Source organism: Paenibacillus sp. NPDC058177, from assembly GCF_042883835.1.
Lineage (GTDB): Bacteria > Bacillota > Bacilli > Paenibacillales > Paenibacillaceae > Paenibacillus_AQ > Paenibacillus_AQ agri.
This window is the reverse complement of sequence record NZ_JBHVVB010000003.1, coordinates 1-16,325: the sequence shown is the minus strand read 5'-3', so window position 1 is coordinate 16,325 and position 16,325 is coordinate 1. Positions and strand designations below refer to the sequence as shown.

Here is a 16,325-nt window from a genome sequence, read left to right as displayed (position 1 = left end):
CTGAAAGGATGCAATCTTTATGGGCAATATATTATCGAATGGCATCCTGTCGGTCGAAATTGCTGAGATGGGAGCCTATACAGGCTCCCGTTTCGATTGGACAGGATTTATCACTCAAGTAACCCTGGAACAAGGGAAACATACGTTTTGTGTGCCGGAAAGTCTGATTCCCGGACAAGGCAGCGGAGGCAGGGGATTATGCAACGAATTTGGCATTTCCCGGGCAATTGGATATGACGAGGTTCCGGTTGGGGGCTGGTTCCCGAAGCCAGGTGTCGGCTTGCTGCAGAGGAGAAATCTGGACTCTTACAGCTTTATGGGGGATTACGAGCGGACTTTGTTTGTTGCCGAAGTAGAGGCAAGTTCAGACTCTATCACATATACGGTTCAGCCAATGGAATGTAATGGATACAGCATGCTCTTAACTAAGAGAATAGCCATCCATCAGAATACATTGACCATTGACTATGCGCTTGAAAACAAAGGAACAAAGACTATCGAAACAGAAGAATATATTCATAATTTCATCGGGATCGACGGCAATGCGGTCGGTGTGGACTATGAACTACGACTGCCAGGTGTTATTTCCATTGAAAAGCCCGAATCCTCTTATACATCGGAATTGCTGCTGACGGAAGGAGAACGGCTTAGCTGGAAGCGCCAGCCGGACCGTCCTTTCTATTGCATGCTTTCCTCTGATGCCAAAGGAGAGGCTGACTTCAACTGGGAGCTAATTCATAAGCCAAGCGGAGTCGGGCTGAGGGAAATTGGAGATTTTCCCATTTCACAAATAGCTTTGTGGGGAGTAGGGCATGTGATCTCTCCTGAAGTTTTTGTGAACATTAGTCTTTTACCGCGTCAAAGCAAGCACTGGCGCCGTTCTTACGAGTTTTTCAAGCTTTCCTAAGGTATAAACTCGTCTCCTATGTGAATAATTATACTTGCTGGTGTGTGAGATTACTGCTATCATATCGATATCCATATTGATAGGAGAGAAAGGGTGGGAGAGTTTTGAGCAAGAGAGCATACAATTTTAATGCCGGTCCTGCGGCACTGCCGTTAGAAGTATTGGAACGCGCACAAGCGGAGTTTGTGGATTTTCGGGAGAGCGGAATGTCTATTATGGAGATGTCGCACCGTGGGGCCATATACGAATCTGTGCATAACGAAGCACAACAACGTCTGCTTTCGCTTTTGGGCAACCCGACAGGCTACAAGGTTTTGTTCACTCAGGGCGGAGCGAGTACCCAATTTGCAATGATCCCGCTCAACTTCCTTTCCGAAGGTAAAGTGGGCAGCTATGTGATGACAGGCAGCTGGGCGGATAAAGCTTACAAAGAAGCCAAGCTGGTGGGCGGCGTTCATGTCGCAGCTTCCTCGGAAGAGCAGAAATTTCTGAAGATTCCTGAGCTGAGCTCCATCAAGGCTGCGGACAATGCAGCTTATCTGCATGTAACGTCGAATGAAACCATTGAAGGCACACAGTACGCCGAATTCCCGGATTCCGGTTCCATTCCGCTTATTGGAGATATGTCCAGCGATATTCTGAGTCGCGCGTTCGATGTGAATAAGTTCGGGCTGATTTATGCAGGTGCCCAGAAGAATCTGGGACCGTCCGGGGTAACGGTGGTTATCGCCAAGGAAGAACTTATTGCTGAGTCCCCTTCCCATATTCCGACAATCCTGCGGTACAGCACTCATACGAAGAATAACTCTTTGTACAATACGCCACCATCCTTCTCTGTATATATGGTTAATGAAGTGTTAAAATGGATTGAAGAGCAAGGCGGCTTGGCTGGGGTTGAATCCAAAAACCGTGAAAAGGCCGGTCTCTTATATGAATACATTGATGGAAGTGACGGTTTCTACCGTGGCGTCGCCGATCCAGGCAGCCGCTCCATCATGAACGTTACGTTCCGGATGCAGTCGGAAGACCTGGAGAAGCAATTTGTAAAAGCTGCGGAACTGGAAGGCTTTATCGGTCTTAAGGGTCACCGTAGTGTTGGAGGCCTGCGCGCTTCCATTTACAACGCTGTTCCTTACGAGAACGTTAAGGCACTTGCCGATTTCATGAAGCATTTCCGGCAAACTCAAGGTTAATCAATGCTGTTCCTGACCTTCCGCCAACAGGCGGAAGGTTTTCTGCTTTAACAATATAAGGATTTATAGTCCGGACAGAGAGGAATTACAAACTATGGCACTTCACATCGTTCTAGTCGAGCCGGAAATCCCGGCAAACACCGGCAATATCTCACGCACTTGTGCGGCAACAGGTACGCATCTGCATCTGGTACGTCCACTGGGGTTCCGCACGGATGATGCTACGTTGAAACGGGCGGGATTGGACTACTGGCACGCGGTTCATATTGAATATCATGATTCCTTCGCGGAAGTTTTGGAGAAATATAGCGAAGGGCGTTTTTTCTATGCAACGACAAAGGCAGACAAGCGGTACAGTGATTTTGAATTTCAGGATGGCGATTTCTTTGTGTTTGGCAAAGAAACCAAGGGGCTCCCGGCGGAGATTCTCGAAGCGGGGAAGGAAACCTGTATGCGGATGCCGATGAGTACAGCGGTGAGATCGCTTAATTTATCAAATTCGGCAGCTATTATTGTCTACGAAGCCCTCCGTCAGCTGGATTTTCCACAACTTGTTTAAAATAAGACATGTTTTTTTATTAATTCAGCAGGATTCGACAATTTCATAACGAAATCTTAGTACAGGTCCGATATAAATATGTAATCCATTATTTAGTTGAACAGGAGAGGTGTAAGTTAGATATGAAACCTGCTGGTGTAGTTCGCAAAGTGGATCAACTTGGTAGAATTGTTCTGCCAAAATCCCTGCGCAAGAGATATCAAATGAATGAAGGAGATCCGGTGGAAATTTTGGTACAGGGCGACCACATTATTTTGGAGCGCTACCGTCCGAAATGTGTATTCTGCGGATCGATGGAAGAAGTAAGCGAGTATAAAGATCGTTATATTTGTGCCGAGTGCCTTACAGAGATGACTCATTTGCAAAGACATGCATAATATAACGGTTAAGCCTTCTCATTAGAGAAGTCGCTCGAACTATGATTACATAAGAAAAAGCACCGCTTCTTGCGGTGCTTTTTCTTATGTAGGCCGGGCTCGCCAGTCACTTTCCTAAAGGGAGCCAAGCAGTCCAACGTTTGCTTCACGAAAACAAGGATTTCTTTAGAGGCCTTTGGTTTTATCTTCGTTGTAAGAAGCAGTTAAAATGCCGGTCAGGAATAGAACGAAAACAAGGGTAACGATCCAAAAGGTCAATGAAAACGACATGCCGGGCACCTCCAAAAGGGACTGTATTCGTTATCATGATTATACCCTTTCATCTGGTAAAAATAAACGTAAATGTGAGAAGTGACATAGACAATCTATCCTATTACTTAAAAAACAGGAAATTCGTAGGCACAGGCCGCAGATTGCCATCCGAAGGCTTGTTCACCACTCTTCCGTTAAAGATCAGCGAGGAAGAGCCTCCTCCATCTAAATTATACGCATCTATAACTCCCATATTAAAGAGCTTGTCCTGTAATTCCTCTAACGTGGCTCCAGAGCTGCCGTTCTCATTGTATCCGTCGGCGACCAGAATCAGGAGTTGATCATCTTTATATTTACCCATCACCGTACGAGGAGCTCGCTTGGGAGATAGCTTCCATTTCTCGGGGATCGGCATCTTCATGCTGTCCTTCAAAAGAACAGGAACGAAGGTTGCACCAAATTGTGGTTCCAGCTGGTCCAATTGCTCACGGCTGTAAAATTTACCGCCGATCAGTTGGCCGTTCTTATTCAGCCCGACGAAGCTAAGATCCTTGAAACTTGACTCAAAGCCGTTCAAGTATTGGCCCCCGACTACAGTTGTGCTTAAAGGATAACGCTTGCCATCCTTGTCTGCAAAACCGCCGGCATTAATTCCGGCGATGGCGCCGCTGCGGCTGACGGCACGCATTGTGGTCTCTGCTCCACTTACTGCATCCGCGAGGCTCATGGTCGCGGCAGACGCATCTTTAAGCTTGATTTTCAAGGCATAAGCTTTATAATTTCCAGGGTTAAGCTGGAACAGCTCGATGACAATACGGTCGCTGCTCACGACTTCGGAAGGAATGCCAAGCTTCGCGCTAATCCGGCGATTGTAAATGATCTGTGGGCGAGAGGCCTGCGTCTCTGCTGTATTCACAATTTGGTTCATTTCGCTCGTGGTGGCCTTGTAGAGCTTGGCACTGGCACTAACGGAATCTATTGTGTAGGCTGCGGCAGCCTGGGCTTGAATCAGTTCTTGTTTGATTAAGCTCGTCTCCTTCACTGGTCCTTGCACAGGAGAGAATTGATCTACATGGAGCTGCAAATCAAGCGGGGGCTGAATCCACAATAGACCAATCAAGAGGCCGATGAACGGAGCGGTTAACAGCATGAAGAAGCGATTGACTCTTTTGACAGGTGTCATCATTTGAGCAGATCCATTTCTTTCTTGAGTGCATCAAGCTGCTTGCGTACCTCGCTGAGCTGGGTATATAGCTTGTTGCTGTTGTCTGTCTTTGCGCTCGCGTTATCCTTGGTGAAGGTCAACAGTTCGTTGAAGGTCTGCACAGTGCTCTGCAGTTCCTTAACTTCATCAGAGAGGGCGGAGATTCTAGCTTCATAATCGGTCTTCAAAACGGTAAGCTGCTGCTGGCTTTGTGCGCTGAGCTGACTCAGCACCTGCTGCTTCAGATGGTTGGTGTAGCTGTATACGGCATAAACGCCAATTCCGATCATCACAACCCAGAACAGTAAAAACCATTTTACGGAAGATCCGTTTCTCGCAGCCGTACGGCGCGATTGAACCGGTGTCGTTTCCGCTAGCGGTTGCATTTTATCACCTCGGGGCTTGTTCTTTTCAAGTCCCCATTCTATCAGACTTTGATTATTTTCGCAAAAATGTAAGAGAGCCAGATCATGATAAAAAATAATTGCATCCTATTAAACTACTGCGATACAATTTGCTATAGATTGGAATATCTGTGGGACGTATTCAAGGTAAGTAACAGAGAGAATTAGGCCAATAAGACATCATACATCCTTGCTTGCGTCAAACCGGAACCGCCGCGGCGCTTTCCATTCTGGGTAAATACATATATAGCAGGAGGTCTGGGCGTCAATGATGAAGGTTTGGCAGGTGGTCATTGTGGGATGTCATCCCACAAGCATGCTGGGAACGAAGTTGATTCTGGAAGAAGGAGGGGAACTGGAGGTTCTGGGGATGTATTCTACATGGGCTGAAGGGGCCGCGGTAGTGCGGGAGAAGCAGCCTAATCTGGTGCTTACCGATTATCAAATGCCAGATGGAGAGGTAGAGAGTGTGCTGTTTGACATGAAGAACAGTTCGCCAGCCTCTCATTTTGTTGTTATGACCGACGAAGATGGCAGAGAACTGCTGCAATCATTTATAGAACTTGGGGCCAGCGGCATACTATCCAAAGGGGCATCACCCGGACAATTGCTGCAACTGATCAAAGGATTACGTGAAGGCTTTATCTCTATCCCGCTAGAATGGATCAAGAAGGGCTTCTGGCCGATATCCCCGTCCAAAGGACTCGACAGCGTTCTACAATTAACCCAGACAGAGACTTTTATAATGGAACGAATTGTGCAGGGGATTACGTATGACAAAATTGCGCTGGAGATTGATGTGAGCCGCCGTTCTATTGATAACTACCTCCGCAAAATCTATGTGAAGCTGGATGTCACTACAAGGGCACAAGCGATTGAAAAATTCGCACTCTTCTCCAGACAGCACCGACAAATCTACGCTTGAGCTAGAGCAGGACGACATAATGCTGGCAGGGCCTGAATATTCTTGGAACGAGGGAGGGGGGATTTCGCATGAAATATGACTTTTCCGCACGTGCTCACACGCTGTTGTCATCACAGCTCCTGAGCATACGTACCCAAACGCGGAGAGGCTCCATGATATCGCTAGCCGAAGAATTACCTGCGGAAGAGTTATTCCCACTATCCTTGCTGGCCGAGACAGCTTCCACGGTCATCTCTGCCGATGCCGGTGCGCTCCAGTATGGAGACCCGGAAGGATATGGGCCACTGCGTGAATGGTTAATAGGGGACTGGTTAAAAGCCAAAGGAGTGGCCGTCGCCGAAGGCGGGGTGCTGCTGACAACAGGCAGCCAGCAAGCTATTGATCTGCTATCCCGGGTCTATATTGATCCAGGGGACTGTGTGCTGGTCGAAAATCCGACTTCACCAGGTATGCTCCAGGCGCTGCGGATGCAGGGGGCTGTGATTATTCCAGTCCAGGGCGACAGGGATGGATTGCTTCCGGATCATCTGCGAAGCCAGATCCTTCAGCACCGTCCCAAGATGCTGTATGCAGCACCGAGCTTTACCAATCCAAGCGGAGTTCTATGGAGCCTTACACGGCGCAAGGAGATTCTGGAGCTGTGTATCGCGCATGATGTGCTGATTGTAGAAGATGATTCTTATGGAGATCTTCACTTTGAGCGGTACAATGAGCATCCTCTCGGTAAGTATCCGTCGCTGTATGCGCTGGAAAATGTCAGCGACGGTGGACATGTACTCTACATCGGTTCCTTTAGCAAAACGGTTGCTCCTGCGCTGCGCACAGGCTGGGCGGCTGGAAGTCGTGAGCTGATCTCTGTAATGGCTGCGGCAAAACAAATGGCGGACTGGCAGTCGAGTTCTCTGAACCAGCGGCTGCTACATCATCTGCTGGATGTCTCCGCATTTGATTTGCGGGAACATATCAAGCTGCTGAATCGGGAGTATCATACACGCTTCAAGTTGATGATCGAGCTGCTAAAGCGGCCCGCCTGGAAGCAGAGCTCATATGAGCTTCCTGTAGGGGGCATGTTCCTCTGGGTGTCCCTTCCTGATGGAATGGACGTCAATGCACTGCTCCGCTGCGCACTGGGCAAGGGTGTTGCTTTTCTGCCCGGGCCTCTGTGCAGTGTGAATGGCGGAGGGCAATATATCCGCCTGAACTTTACCCATCCGGGCCGCGATGAGCTGCTGCTCGGCATGAATCTGATGAGCGAGGCGGTTACCGAGTTCACCGCTCGTAGTTAAAGCGCCGGTCGGGTGTACAACAACCCGGAACAGGCGTGACTTGAATAACGTGAAGAAGCATCCCGTGGGCCGGGATGCTTTTTGTTATGGGGCGGGGCGGCTTGGACGCTTGCGGCGTCATACGCACGCAAGCGATTCTTTCGCGCCGCCGGAAGCTTCTTGACGGCGCTGCTGTAACAAGCCGGCAGGTTGGGTTTTCCGGCGAGTTAGTCAGTTATAAAGCTGGACCGGATAAGATCGCTGCTGTTCACGCCTGCTGTCCGGTTCCAGCTGAACCAGGCGGTTATAAAGCTGGGCGCATAAGCACGCTGCCCCTTAAAGTCCCGCTGTCCGGTTCCCGGTGACAGCGGCATACTCCACGAGGGCGGCATGCCCGCCCTTGGTGAGGGTGTAGCGGCCACGGGTGATCCGCAGGAACCAGCCGTAGTAGTTGTGCTGCAGGATGGCCGCTGCGCCGGGCACTCCGCTGCGCTTGCGCAGCTCCGCCGGGGTGATACCGGCGGAGGTCTCTGCCGCCGCGCTGCCAGCGGCGGCAATCTCAGGCCGGGCAGCCAGCAGCTGCTGCCCGGCCTGTTCCGCTTCCGCTATTGCAGCGGAAGCGAACTCGGACGGCTGCTCCGCAGCAGCCGTCACATCGTCCCGTTCAGCGCTGCCGCGCGCTGAACGGACGCCCTGCAGCTCGGCCTCCGCCTCCTGCAGTGCCAAGGCCACGCGCAGCGCCTTCTCACGATAGGCGGTGACGAGCTTGACGCCCGTGCTGCCGCCGGTGTTGTAGTCGCCGCTGCGCTCGTGAAACTCATAGAGCAGGCGCTCGCGCCGCCGACCGCCGCCCCGCTGGGCGGGCAAGGTCTCGTCCGGCTCCGCCAGCACCTCTACCACCGGAGCCTTCGTCTTGTAGAAGGTTACGGTGATAAGCCCGAGACCGAGCCGGCGGCAGAGTCCGCTCAGTTCGCCCCAGCGCTGATTGACCGCGCCTTTCTTGTCCCGGTTGCGCTCGACCGCAAGGTAGACGCTTGGGCTGAGCTTCAGCCGTTCAACCCCCTGCAGCAGCAGGGCGAGGTTGAAGGATTTTTTCATCTCCACGATCAGCGGCGGTTCTCCATTCTCCCGGATGCCTACCAGGTCGCAGGTCCGCACCTCACCCTTGATCTCATAACCCTGCTTTTCAAAAAAAACTTTCAATGGAGCATACAGCTCCGTCTCATGCCGTACGGCCATAGTTTGTCACTCCTGTACCCCATATTCGCAGGGTCTGCTGCCCGGTATTTAAAACAGGCATGATCGCCCATCTCTAACTTTGTGGGGTGATTTACTGATTCTCTATTATAGCACAGCAAAAAATAGGTCAACTATTCGGGGCTTGCCGCATAGGTATGTAATACACTTTTGAAACCCATTTGGAGCCATAGAGGAGCATTAGGAGCGCAAGAGGAGGCAGCGAGCAATGGACATTTTTGAGCGTATAGCTTCGTATCGGGCTGAGAACGACCGTTTGGCGTGGAACGGCACCTTCAAGGATTATGTTGAACTGCTGAAGAAAGACCCATCTCCCGCCAAAACCGCTCACGCCCGTGTATACGACATGATCAAATCTCACGGCGTAGAGGAAATTAATGGACGCAAAAGGTATAAGTTTTTTGAACAGGAGATTTTCGGTCTGGACCGGGCCGTGGAAAAGCTGGTGGAGGAATATTTCCATTCTGCCGCGCGGCGCCTGGATGTTCGCAAACGGATTCTGCTGCTGATGGGGCCTGTCAGCGGAGGGAAATCAACACTCGTTACGTTACTCAAACGTGGGCTGGAGCAATATTCAAGAACGCCGGAAGGTGCTGTGTATGCTGTTGAGGGCTGCCCGATGCATGAGGACCCGCTGCATTTGATCCCGCATGAGCTGCGTCCCGAGATTGAACGAGAGCTTGGCGTGCGTATTGAGGGCAACCTGTGCCCCTCCTGCCAAATGCGGCTGAAGAATGAATATGGTGGCGACATTGAGAAGGTTGGCGTAGTACGCGTCATTTTATCAGAGGAAGAACGGGTGGGCATCGGTACCTTCAGTCCATCTGATCCGAAGTCGCAGGATATTGCCGATCTGACCGGCAGCATCGACTTCTCCACCATTACCGAATTCGGCTCGGAATCCGATCCGCGCGCATACCGTTTCGACGGGGAATTGAATAAAGCCAACCGGGGATTGATGGAGTTCCAGGAGATGCTGAAATGCGATGAGAAATTCCTCTGGAACCTGTTGTCGCTTACCCAAGAGGGGAACTTTAAGGCTGGGCGATTCGCGTTAATTAGTGCAGATGAGCTTATTGTGGCTCACACAAACGAAACGGAGTACAAATCCTTTATCTCGAATAAAAAGAATGAGGCGCTGCAGTCCCGCATGATCGTCATGCCCGTTCCGTACAATCTCAGAGTGTCTGAAGAGGAAAAGATTTATGCGAAGCTCATTTCCCAGAGTGACATGAAGCATGTGCATATTGCTCCTCACGCGCTGCGTGCAGCAGCGATTTTCTCGATCTTGACCCGTCTGAAGGAGAGCAAGAAGCAGGGGATGGATCTCATCAAGAAGCTGCGGATGTACGACGGAGAAGAGGTCGAGGGCTACAAGGAAGCGGACCTGAAGGAAATGCAAACCGAATATCAGGACGAAGGGATGTCCGGCATCGATCCACGTTATGTTATCAACCGGATCTCTAGTGCGCTGATCAAAGGCGATTTGCAGTGCATGAACGCACTGGATGTTCTGCGGGCGATCAAGGACGGTCTGGATCAGCACCCTTCCATCACCAAGGAGGAGCGGGAACGGTATCTGAACTTTATCTCCATTGCCCGCAAGGAATACGATGTTTTGGCGAAAAGTGAAGTGCAAAAGGCATTCGTCTATTCCTTCGAGGAGTCGGCCAAAACGCTGTTCGAGAATTATCTCGACAACATCGAGGCCTTCTGCAACTGGGCCAAAATCCGTGATCCCCTCACGGATGAGGAGATGGAGCCGGATGAGCGGCTGATGCGCTCTATTGAAGAGCAGATTGGCATCTCCGAGAATGCCAAGAAGGCGTTCCGGGAAGAGATTCTGATTCGAATCTCCGCCTACTCCCGCAAAGGGAAGAAGTTCGAATACAACAACCATGACCGCTTGCGTGAAGCCATCGAGAAGAAGCTGTTCGCAGATCTCAAGGATATTGTCAAAATCACCACCTCTTCCAAAACACCGGATGAGAGCCAGCTGAAACGGATCAACGAGGTGACGAGACGTCTGATCGACGAGCATAACTACTGCCCGGTATGCGCCAATGAACTGCTGCGCTATGTCGGAAGCTTACTGAACCGCTGATGAATATATAGGTTGAACGGTAAGTAACTTAAGGGACAGCAGCTAATAATTTAAATTAAAAAGGAATATCCTGAGCCATCGCAACTGGCCTGGGATATTCCTTTTTCTTTATTCCTCTGAATCCTTGGATTCATTGATTTTGCCGCCTAGATTAAAGCCCAACTCCCCGTTGTATTTGCCAAAGTGCCCGTTGATTCCAAGGCCAGCTCCCTGACCGCCCCCGAACTGGGCTTTGGCCTGTGCACCAACACCATTGTCTCCGCCAAGGTGCAATCCGGTATTGAACCCAGCACCCTGACTTTGGCTTAAGTGCCCCTCTGCATTAGCGTTTAATCCGTACTGGCCACCCAGTTGCGCTTCAGTATTAAATCCGACGCCTTGACTGGCGCTGAGATGCGAATTCGCTTGTGCATTAATCCCGTATTTGCCCCCGGCCTGTGCCTCGGTATTGAGCCCAAAGCCTTGACTACTGTTCAGATGAGTGTTGGCCTGTGCGTGGATGCCATATTGCTCTGACCCCAGGTGACCATCTGCATACGTACCTACGCCATTGTAGTTTAGATGTCCACCGGCATTAAACCCAGCGCCATGCTTACCGCCAACGTCCGCTCCTGTTTTTACAGTAATGCCTTGCCCACTGTCCACACTTGCGTTCAATTGACCATTCACAATATGCTGCTTCGGATTCTGGTTGTCTTGGGGAGGAGGAGTTGTAATACCTTCCGAACGGTGATGAAAGTAATGAGAATAAGGGTACTGAGTGTAACGAGGTGTATATGGATAAACGGGCTGTGGATGATCTTGCCGGCTGGAATATTGGTGCCAATAATTCATGGGAATACCTCCATTTGTAAGATAATGATATCAGCCTATTCTATTCATCCTGGAACCTGAATGACACAACATAAAACGATGAGGGTATTTTCCCGGCCCCGATGTTTTTAGCAAAACAGGAACAGTCACCTTAGCAGCCAGTTGCTATAATGAAATCACCGTACGGGGAAAGGTTGGGTGAGTGCTTGAATTACAGTAAGGATATTGAGCGATGCATCGAATATATTGAACAAAATATTAAAGAAGATTTAACGGCTGAAGATATTGCCGCTGCATCCGGGTACTCGTTGTATCATTTTTGCCGAGTGTTCAGTTTGTGCAAAGAGATGACGGTAATGGAGTATGTGCGGAGCCGGAGGCTGTCTTTGGCCTCAATTGAATTATTTAATGGAAGAAGGATCATAGATATCGCGCAAGATTATGGCTTTGAGACACAGAGCGGTTTTACCAAGGCGTTCCGCAAAGCTTTTGGTTATAGCCCCTCGCAGTATGCTGCGCGGATGGATGGATTTCTTCAGAATGGAACTATTTTCGAAATCGGAGGTTATTTGATGAACCCTGTTATTGTAAAAAAGCCAGCGTTCAAGGTTGCCGGTTATGGCATTCAAACGAATGTGGCTGAAGGCAACTATACGAAGGATGTCGCTTCTTTCTGGAGTCAATATGAAGGTGAAAATTTGGAATCCAAAATGTACGAGATTCTGAATCCGCCTAAGCATGGAGAAGTGGGGCTGTGCATTCCTGCATTAGATAGCGGTAACGCCACCTATCTCCTGGGTGTGATTGTAGAAGACTTCAACCAGGTGACCGGGGATATGCTGACTGCGGGCGTGCCTGAAGCGGAATATGCTGTCTTTACCACGCCGCCTGTGGATACCTCGGAGGGGAAGGATCAGAAGGATTTTGTTAAGGTGATCAAGAGCACTTGGAAGTATATTTTTGAAGAATGGTTTCCTGGCAGCAATTATATATATGATGAGGGCAAACTGGACTTTGAGTTCTACGACGAGCGCTGTCATTCCCGGGTGGATACAGTGATGGAGATTTATGTGCCTGTAAAAGAGCGGTCAGAGCAATAATAATCCGCGTGCCAGATGTGGTTCGGTTAAAAGTCTAACTGACGAGGGATTGGACTTCTACGCCCCTCACAAGATTTGTCTGATAGTATTCTTCTTGTATCGATCGTCTTGTATCGATCGTCAAAAAGGCCCGCAGCGCACACAAGTGCGAGCGGGCTTTTCCTGTAGCTATGCATCTTCTTCAAATTTCTTTCCTCACCGTGTGCGCCTCCCGGTGCGCGGTGTGTGGCCCAAGCAGTGGTCAAACCCCTTGTTACACAAACCGCCGCTGTACCTTTTTCCCATCATAGGTGAACAGCGCCTTCTTCTCTTCCACAACCGTCTGCAAATGCACTGTACGGCCCCACAGGTTGTAGATATGCGGGAGCGTCCGCTCCAGATATTTCAGGTCTAGCTCAATACTTTCGTACTGATGCTCAATATACAGCTCGCCGTTCCGCTCATAATCCGCATCCTTGATGACGAGATAAGGGGAGCCGCCGTTCACGCGGGCCAGCACAAGTTGATCCCGGACATTTTCCCAGGCCTTGTCGGTAATTTTCCACTCCGGGCCCTTCTTCTCGAAGACATAGAGATCCAGATCATTAACCAGTTCTTTGGACAGATAGCTGCGGATAAAAGAAGTGTCGGAATCCAGCTCGCGCACCTCGAAGATTTTATCGCGGTCCCAGCGCCGCTCGATATCTTCGAATATTTTCAGGCCGAGATAGTAGGGGTTCAGACTCTGGCGGGAGGGCTGAACGACCGAAGAATTTAGCTTGGCATATTCCACGGTTTCCTCCGACGTCAGGTCTAGCTCGCGTACGATCCTCTGATGCCAGTAGGAGGCCCAGCCTTCGTTCATGATCTTCGTTTCCATCTGCGGCCAGAAATAGAGCATCTCGTCATGCAGCATTGTCATAATGTCCCGCTGCCAATCTTCGAGCGAAGTGGAATACTGCTGAATGAACCAGACGATGTCCTTCTCCGGCTCTGGCGGGAAAGCCCGATTACTAGCTGCTGGCTCTGGGGGACCTGCGCTGACCTGATCCAGATTCCAGAGCTCGTCATAAGGATTGGCCGGAGTGTTGCTGCCAGGTGGTGTGTCCTTGCGGTCTTTCATCTTCGCTTCCAGCAGATGTGTCTTACCGAGCTTGCGCGGTTGGATCAGGCTGGGATCGATATGCTCCTGGATCGCGAGCACGGAATCAATGAAGCTCTCTACAGCCTCTGTGCCGTAGGTCACCGAATAGTCGGCGATCCGATCGGCGGTTGCCGACATGCTCTCGACCATATTCCGGTTAGATATGGAGAAGCGGGCATTATTCTTGAAGAAATCGCAGTGGGCCAGCACGTGAGCCACAATTAGCTTGTTCTGGATGAGCGAGTTGCCGTCCAGCAGGAACGCATAGCACGGGTTGGAGTTGATGACCAACTCGTAAATTTTACTCAAGCCGAAATCATATTGAGACTTCATTTTATGAAAAGTTTTTCCGAAGCTCCAATGGCCAAACCGAGTTGGCATTCCATAGGCACCGAACGTGTAAATAATATCGGCAGGGCAGATCTCATACCGCATCGGATAGAAATCCAGCCCGAAGCCGGTAGCAATCTCCGTAATCTCCGCAATGGCCCTCTCTAGCGCTTTCAGTTCATCATCGCCGGGCATGAACCCATCTCTCCTTCCTTCTTCTAACGCACCGTGTACTGGCAGAGTCTAAAGTACGTTCCCCAGCTTAAGCCGGAGCCGTTCTTCTTATGTATATGGGTGGAGAGATGGAAGTATGATGAGGAGGGAGATGCCTGAGAAAGGAAAGCATGGCATTTGTCAGAAGAAGCCAAGGTCAGGATTTGTGATTTGCGCACCGATATTGAACGAGTGAAAATTAGCATCGATCCGTTTGATGTGCTTTTCTCTGAAAGTGAAGACTATCAATCACCCGATCAGGTCACCCAACCAGATCTTTCGGTTGTTTGTTTTAAGGACCAAATATCAAAGAACGGCTGTAACGGTGCCCCGACACTCATTATTGAAGTGCTGTCACCTGCCACTACCCTGAAGGATTTTAATGAGAAGTTCAACTTATATCAGAAGCACGGAGTTCAGGAATATTGGATTGTTGATCCTGGAAATCAGACGGCTCACATCTATACTTTGGAGGACGGCAGTTATCAGGTGCGCCATTTATATACAGAGCAGGAGACGATCCAGTCCGTTGTCTTTAAAGATTTACAAGTTCCAATGAACACGTTATTTAGTCTGTAACAACAAACACAACTAGCCGGCGAGATATAATCTCGACCGGTTATTTTTGTTCTTTGAAATCATATTGAAACTTCATTTTATGAAAAGTTTTGCGGATATCCATTTAGGCATAGTCGAACTAGAAACGCTTCTCCCAAAATTGATTCTTGGGAATAGACATTTGAGTCGCCTTCCTTTTGCTCATTTTATCAAGCACGAAGAGAATCTCATCAATTAAAAAGACTTCCACAAACTAGGGACAGACATTTTCTGTCCCTATTAATGCTGATTCTATCTTAGAATCTGAGTTTGACTTTATGCTGAAAGTAGAGTGGAGGGTTGGAGGATTTCTGGAGAAACGAAGTGCTCGCCTTTAAAGGCCGATTTCAACCTTGTAATTCCTTTTACAATCTAGAAATCGGGCTTTAACAGCGATCGTAAGAAACCTCCGAACCTGTAGCGGCTTAATTCAGCATCGCCCAGGATTTTATCTGAAATTAAGAGCTAAATTAATATTGATCTGGAACAATTTACATATGAATTAATTCTAGAGATGTTATGATAGATAAAGGATAGATTTTCCTATACCTCCACAGGGTGTATATGGTTCAATCGTATTCTGAAAAACTAACAACGAGGTGCTTCATAATGTTCAGAGTATTTGAGGAATTCAAAGGGAAAACAGCAATTATCACAGGTGGGGGTACAGGCATTGGCAGAGCTACAGCACTGCGTTTAGCGGAGCTCGGAGCCAATGTTGTTATCGCAAGCCGGTCTGAAGCGGATGGCGTTGCGACTGTACGCGAAATTGAGGGGCTTGGAGGAAGTGCGGCATTCATCCAAACGGATGTGGCCAAGGAAGAACAAATTATTGCCCTGGTCAACCAAACTATTGAACGTTTTGGTTCGATTGACTACATGTACAACAACTCGGCGATTACAGGGGATAATGAGCTTCTAGAGAATTATAAGACTGAAACATTCGACAGAGTGTTTGATGTCAATGTCAGAGGGCAGCAGCTTCTGATGAAGTATGCCGTGCCTCACATGAAACCGGGCAGTGCGATCGTTAACTGTGCTTCTTTGCATGGAACGATTGCTATGGCGGGGGATGTAGCTTACTCTGCAAGTAAACATGCGGTTATTGGTTTGGGTAAATCAGCAGCGGCGGAGTTCGCAGCTAAAGGAATCCGGGTGAATATTGTCGCTCCAGGACCGGTTCCTACTAAAATGATGAGACGCTATGAAGAATTGCTCACAGACGATGTTGAAGCGCTTGAGCAAGCTATTGCCCAACTTCCGGTTCTGAAACGCTACGGAACGCCAGAAGAAGTAGCCAACGCGGTAGTCTTCCTTCTGAGCGACATGGCTTCTTATATCGTTGGTCATGTGCTTATGGTTGATGGTGGCTGCTCGATAATCAGATAGTCGTCTGCAATATATAAATAAACAGGCCGCCCGCAGTCACTCTTGACTGGTGAGCGGCCTGTTTTCGCTACTCGGATTTAGAAGTTATTGGTATACTTTGAAAAAGAATATGAATTTTAGCTATATAAACAGTGAAAAAGAGCGCGACCTCCCAACTAAGAGCATTTTTGTACCTTATTTTTCTTTAATATCGTAAAAATAGGGAAATAGAGGCATTATTGGACCTCTGTCAAGAAAGTGGACAGTCACGCAACGGATTTTTTAGTAAATTGCTGTGCAAAGCGAGCGGGAGAAAGATATCCCAGTGCACCGT

At 49.2% G+C, this 16,325-nt stretch carries 16 protein-coding genes; 11 read left to right on the top strand and 5 right to left on the bottom strand.

Annotated elements, in window-relative coordinates; translation table 11 throughout:
- The first annotated feature begins 19 nt into the window (after positions 1-19).
- From ACFVU8_RS14250 to ACFVU8_RS14235, 4 genes are all read left to right on the top strand, one after another.
- A complete protein-coding gene (locus ACFVU8_RS14250) occupies positions 20-907 on the top strand; it encodes a hypothetical protein (RefSeq protein WP_175374161.1) in 888 nt (295 codons plus the stop codon).
- 104 nt (positions 908-1,011) lie between these two features.
- The gene (gene serC / locus ACFVU8_RS14245; protein WP_175374162.1) at positions 1,012-2,100 is read left to right on the top strand and encodes a 3-phosphoserine/phosphohydroxythreonine transaminase; all 1,089 of its coding nucleotides are present in this window, start codon (positions 1,012-1,014) and stop codon (positions 2,098-2,100) included.
- 94 nt (positions 2,101-2,194) lie between these two features.
- Positions 2,195-2,659: a tRNA (uridine(34)/cytosine(34)/5-carboxymethylaminomethyluridine(34)-2'-O)-methyltransferase TrmL gene (gene trmL, locus ACFVU8_RS14240; RefSeq protein WP_175374163.1), complete on the top strand. Its 465-nt coding sequence runs from the start codon at positions 2,195-2,197 to the stop codon at positions 2,657-2,659.
- A gap of 122 nt (positions 2,660-2,781) precedes the next feature.
- Positions 2,782-3,036 carry an AbrB/MazE/SpoVT family DNA-binding domain-containing protein gene (locus tag ACFVU8_RS14235; protein WP_066373981.1) on the top strand — a complete coding sequence of 85 codons (255 nt, stop codon included), beginning with the start codon at positions 2,782-2,784 and terminating at the stop codon, positions 3,034-3,036.
- A 373-nt stretch (positions 3,037-3,409) separates the two neighbouring features.
- On the opposite strand, the gene ACFVU8_RS14230 is transcribed toward ACFVU8_RS14235, so the two are convergent.
- Together ACFVU8_RS14230 and ACFVU8_RS14225 are read right to left on the bottom strand one after the other, a co-directional pair.
- Complete coding sequence (locus tag ACFVU8_RS14230) at positions 3,410-4,474, bottom strand: phosphodiester glycosidase family protein (RefSeq protein ID WP_387428041.1); 1,065 nt, start codon at positions 4,472-4,474, stop codon at positions 3,410-3,412.
- Positions 4,471-4,878: a hypothetical protein gene (locus tag ACFVU8_RS14225; protein WP_066373983.1), complete on the bottom strand. Its 408-nt coding sequence runs from the start codon at positions 4,876-4,878 to the stop codon at positions 4,471-4,473. Before ACFVU8_RS14225 ends, ACFVU8_RS14230 begins: the two co-directional genes overlap by 4 nt.
- A 286-nt stretch (positions 4,879-5,164) precedes the next feature.
- Here ACFVU8_RS14225 and ACFVU8_RS14220 point away from each other — a divergent pair, with 286 nt between their 5' ends.
- The 3 genes from ACFVU8_RS14220 to ACFVU8_RS14210 all read left to right on the top strand — a co-directional run bounded on the left by ACFVU8_RS14220 (position 5,165) and on the right by ACFVU8_RS14210 (position 7,451).
- The gene (locus ACFVU8_RS14220) at positions 5,165-5,821 is read left to right on the top strand and encodes a response regulator transcription factor (RefSeq protein ID WP_175374165.1); all 657 of its coding nucleotides are present in this window, start codon (positions 5,165-5,167) and stop codon (positions 5,819-5,821) included.
- A 68-nt stretch (positions 5,822-5,889) separates the two neighbouring features.
- Positions 5,890-7,107, top strand: coding sequence for an aminotransferase-like domain-containing protein (locus tag ACFVU8_RS14215; RefSeq protein WP_175374166.1), 1,218 nt, complete (start codon positions 5,890-5,892; stop codon positions 7,105-7,107).
- An 86-nt stretch (positions 7,108-7,193) separates the two neighbouring features.
- Positions 7,194-7,451 (top strand): hypothetical protein, encoded by a 258-nt coding sequence (locus ACFVU8_RS14210; RefSeq protein WP_387428040.1) that lies wholly within the window; start codon positions 7,194-7,196, stop codon positions 7,449-7,451.
- On the opposite strand, the gene ACFVU8_RS14205 is transcribed toward ACFVU8_RS14210, so the two are convergent.
- Complete coding sequence (locus tag ACFVU8_RS14205) at positions 7,423-8,325, bottom strand: DUF2161 family putative PD-(D/E)XK-type phosphodiesterase (protein ID WP_387428039.1); 903 nt, start codon at positions 8,323-8,325, stop codon at positions 7,423-7,425. The two genes, ACFVU8_RS14210 and ACFVU8_RS14205, sit on opposite strands and share 29 nt — an antisense overlap.
- Before the next feature lie 226 nt (positions 8,326-8,551).
- On the opposite strand from ACFVU8_RS14205, the gene ACFVU8_RS14200 reads away from it, so the two are divergent.
- Entirely contained in the window at positions 8,552-10,447 is a 1,896-nt protein-coding gene (locus ACFVU8_RS14200) for a PrkA family serine protein kinase (RefSeq protein WP_175374168.1), read from the top strand.
- Between the two features lie 108 nt (positions 10,448-10,555).
- Here ACFVU8_RS14200 and ACFVU8_RS14195 read toward each other — a convergent pair whose 3' ends face one another.
- Complete coding sequence (locus ACFVU8_RS14195) at positions 10,556-11,281, bottom strand: hypothetical protein (RefSeq protein ID WP_379202665.1); 726 nt, start codon at positions 11,279-11,281, stop codon at positions 10,556-10,558.
- A gap of 185 nt (positions 11,282-11,466) precedes the next feature.
- On the opposite strand from ACFVU8_RS14195, the gene ACFVU8_RS14190 reads away from it, so the two are divergent.
- Positions 11,467-12,360, top strand: coding sequence for an AraC family transcriptional regulator (locus ACFVU8_RS14190; RefSeq protein WP_387428038.1), 894 nt, complete (start codon positions 11,467-11,469; stop codon positions 12,358-12,360).
- Positions 12,361-12,613: 253 nt separating this feature from the next.
- Here the strand turns inward: ACFVU8_RS14190 and ACFVU8_RS14185 are convergent, their stop codons facing one another.
- Positions 12,614-14,008, bottom strand: coding sequence for a SpoVR family protein (locus ACFVU8_RS14185; protein ID WP_387428037.1), 1,395 nt, complete (start codon positions 14,006-14,008; stop codon positions 12,614-12,616).
- 156 nt (positions 14,009-14,164) lie between these two features.
- Between ACFVU8_RS14185 and ACFVU8_RS14180 the strand changes: the two genes are divergently transcribed.
- On the top strand, positions 14,165-14,605 hold the full coding sequence (locus ACFVU8_RS14180; protein WP_387428035.1) for a Uma2 family endonuclease: 441 nt from the start codon (positions 14,165-14,167) through the stop codon (positions 14,603-14,605).
- Between the two features lie 627 nt (positions 14,606-15,232).
- Entirely contained in the window at positions 15,233-16,012 is a 780-nt protein-coding gene (locus ACFVU8_RS14175) for an SDR family NAD(P)-dependent oxidoreductase (protein ID WP_387428033.1), read from the top strand.
- Positions 16,013-16,325: the final 313 nt, after the last annotated feature.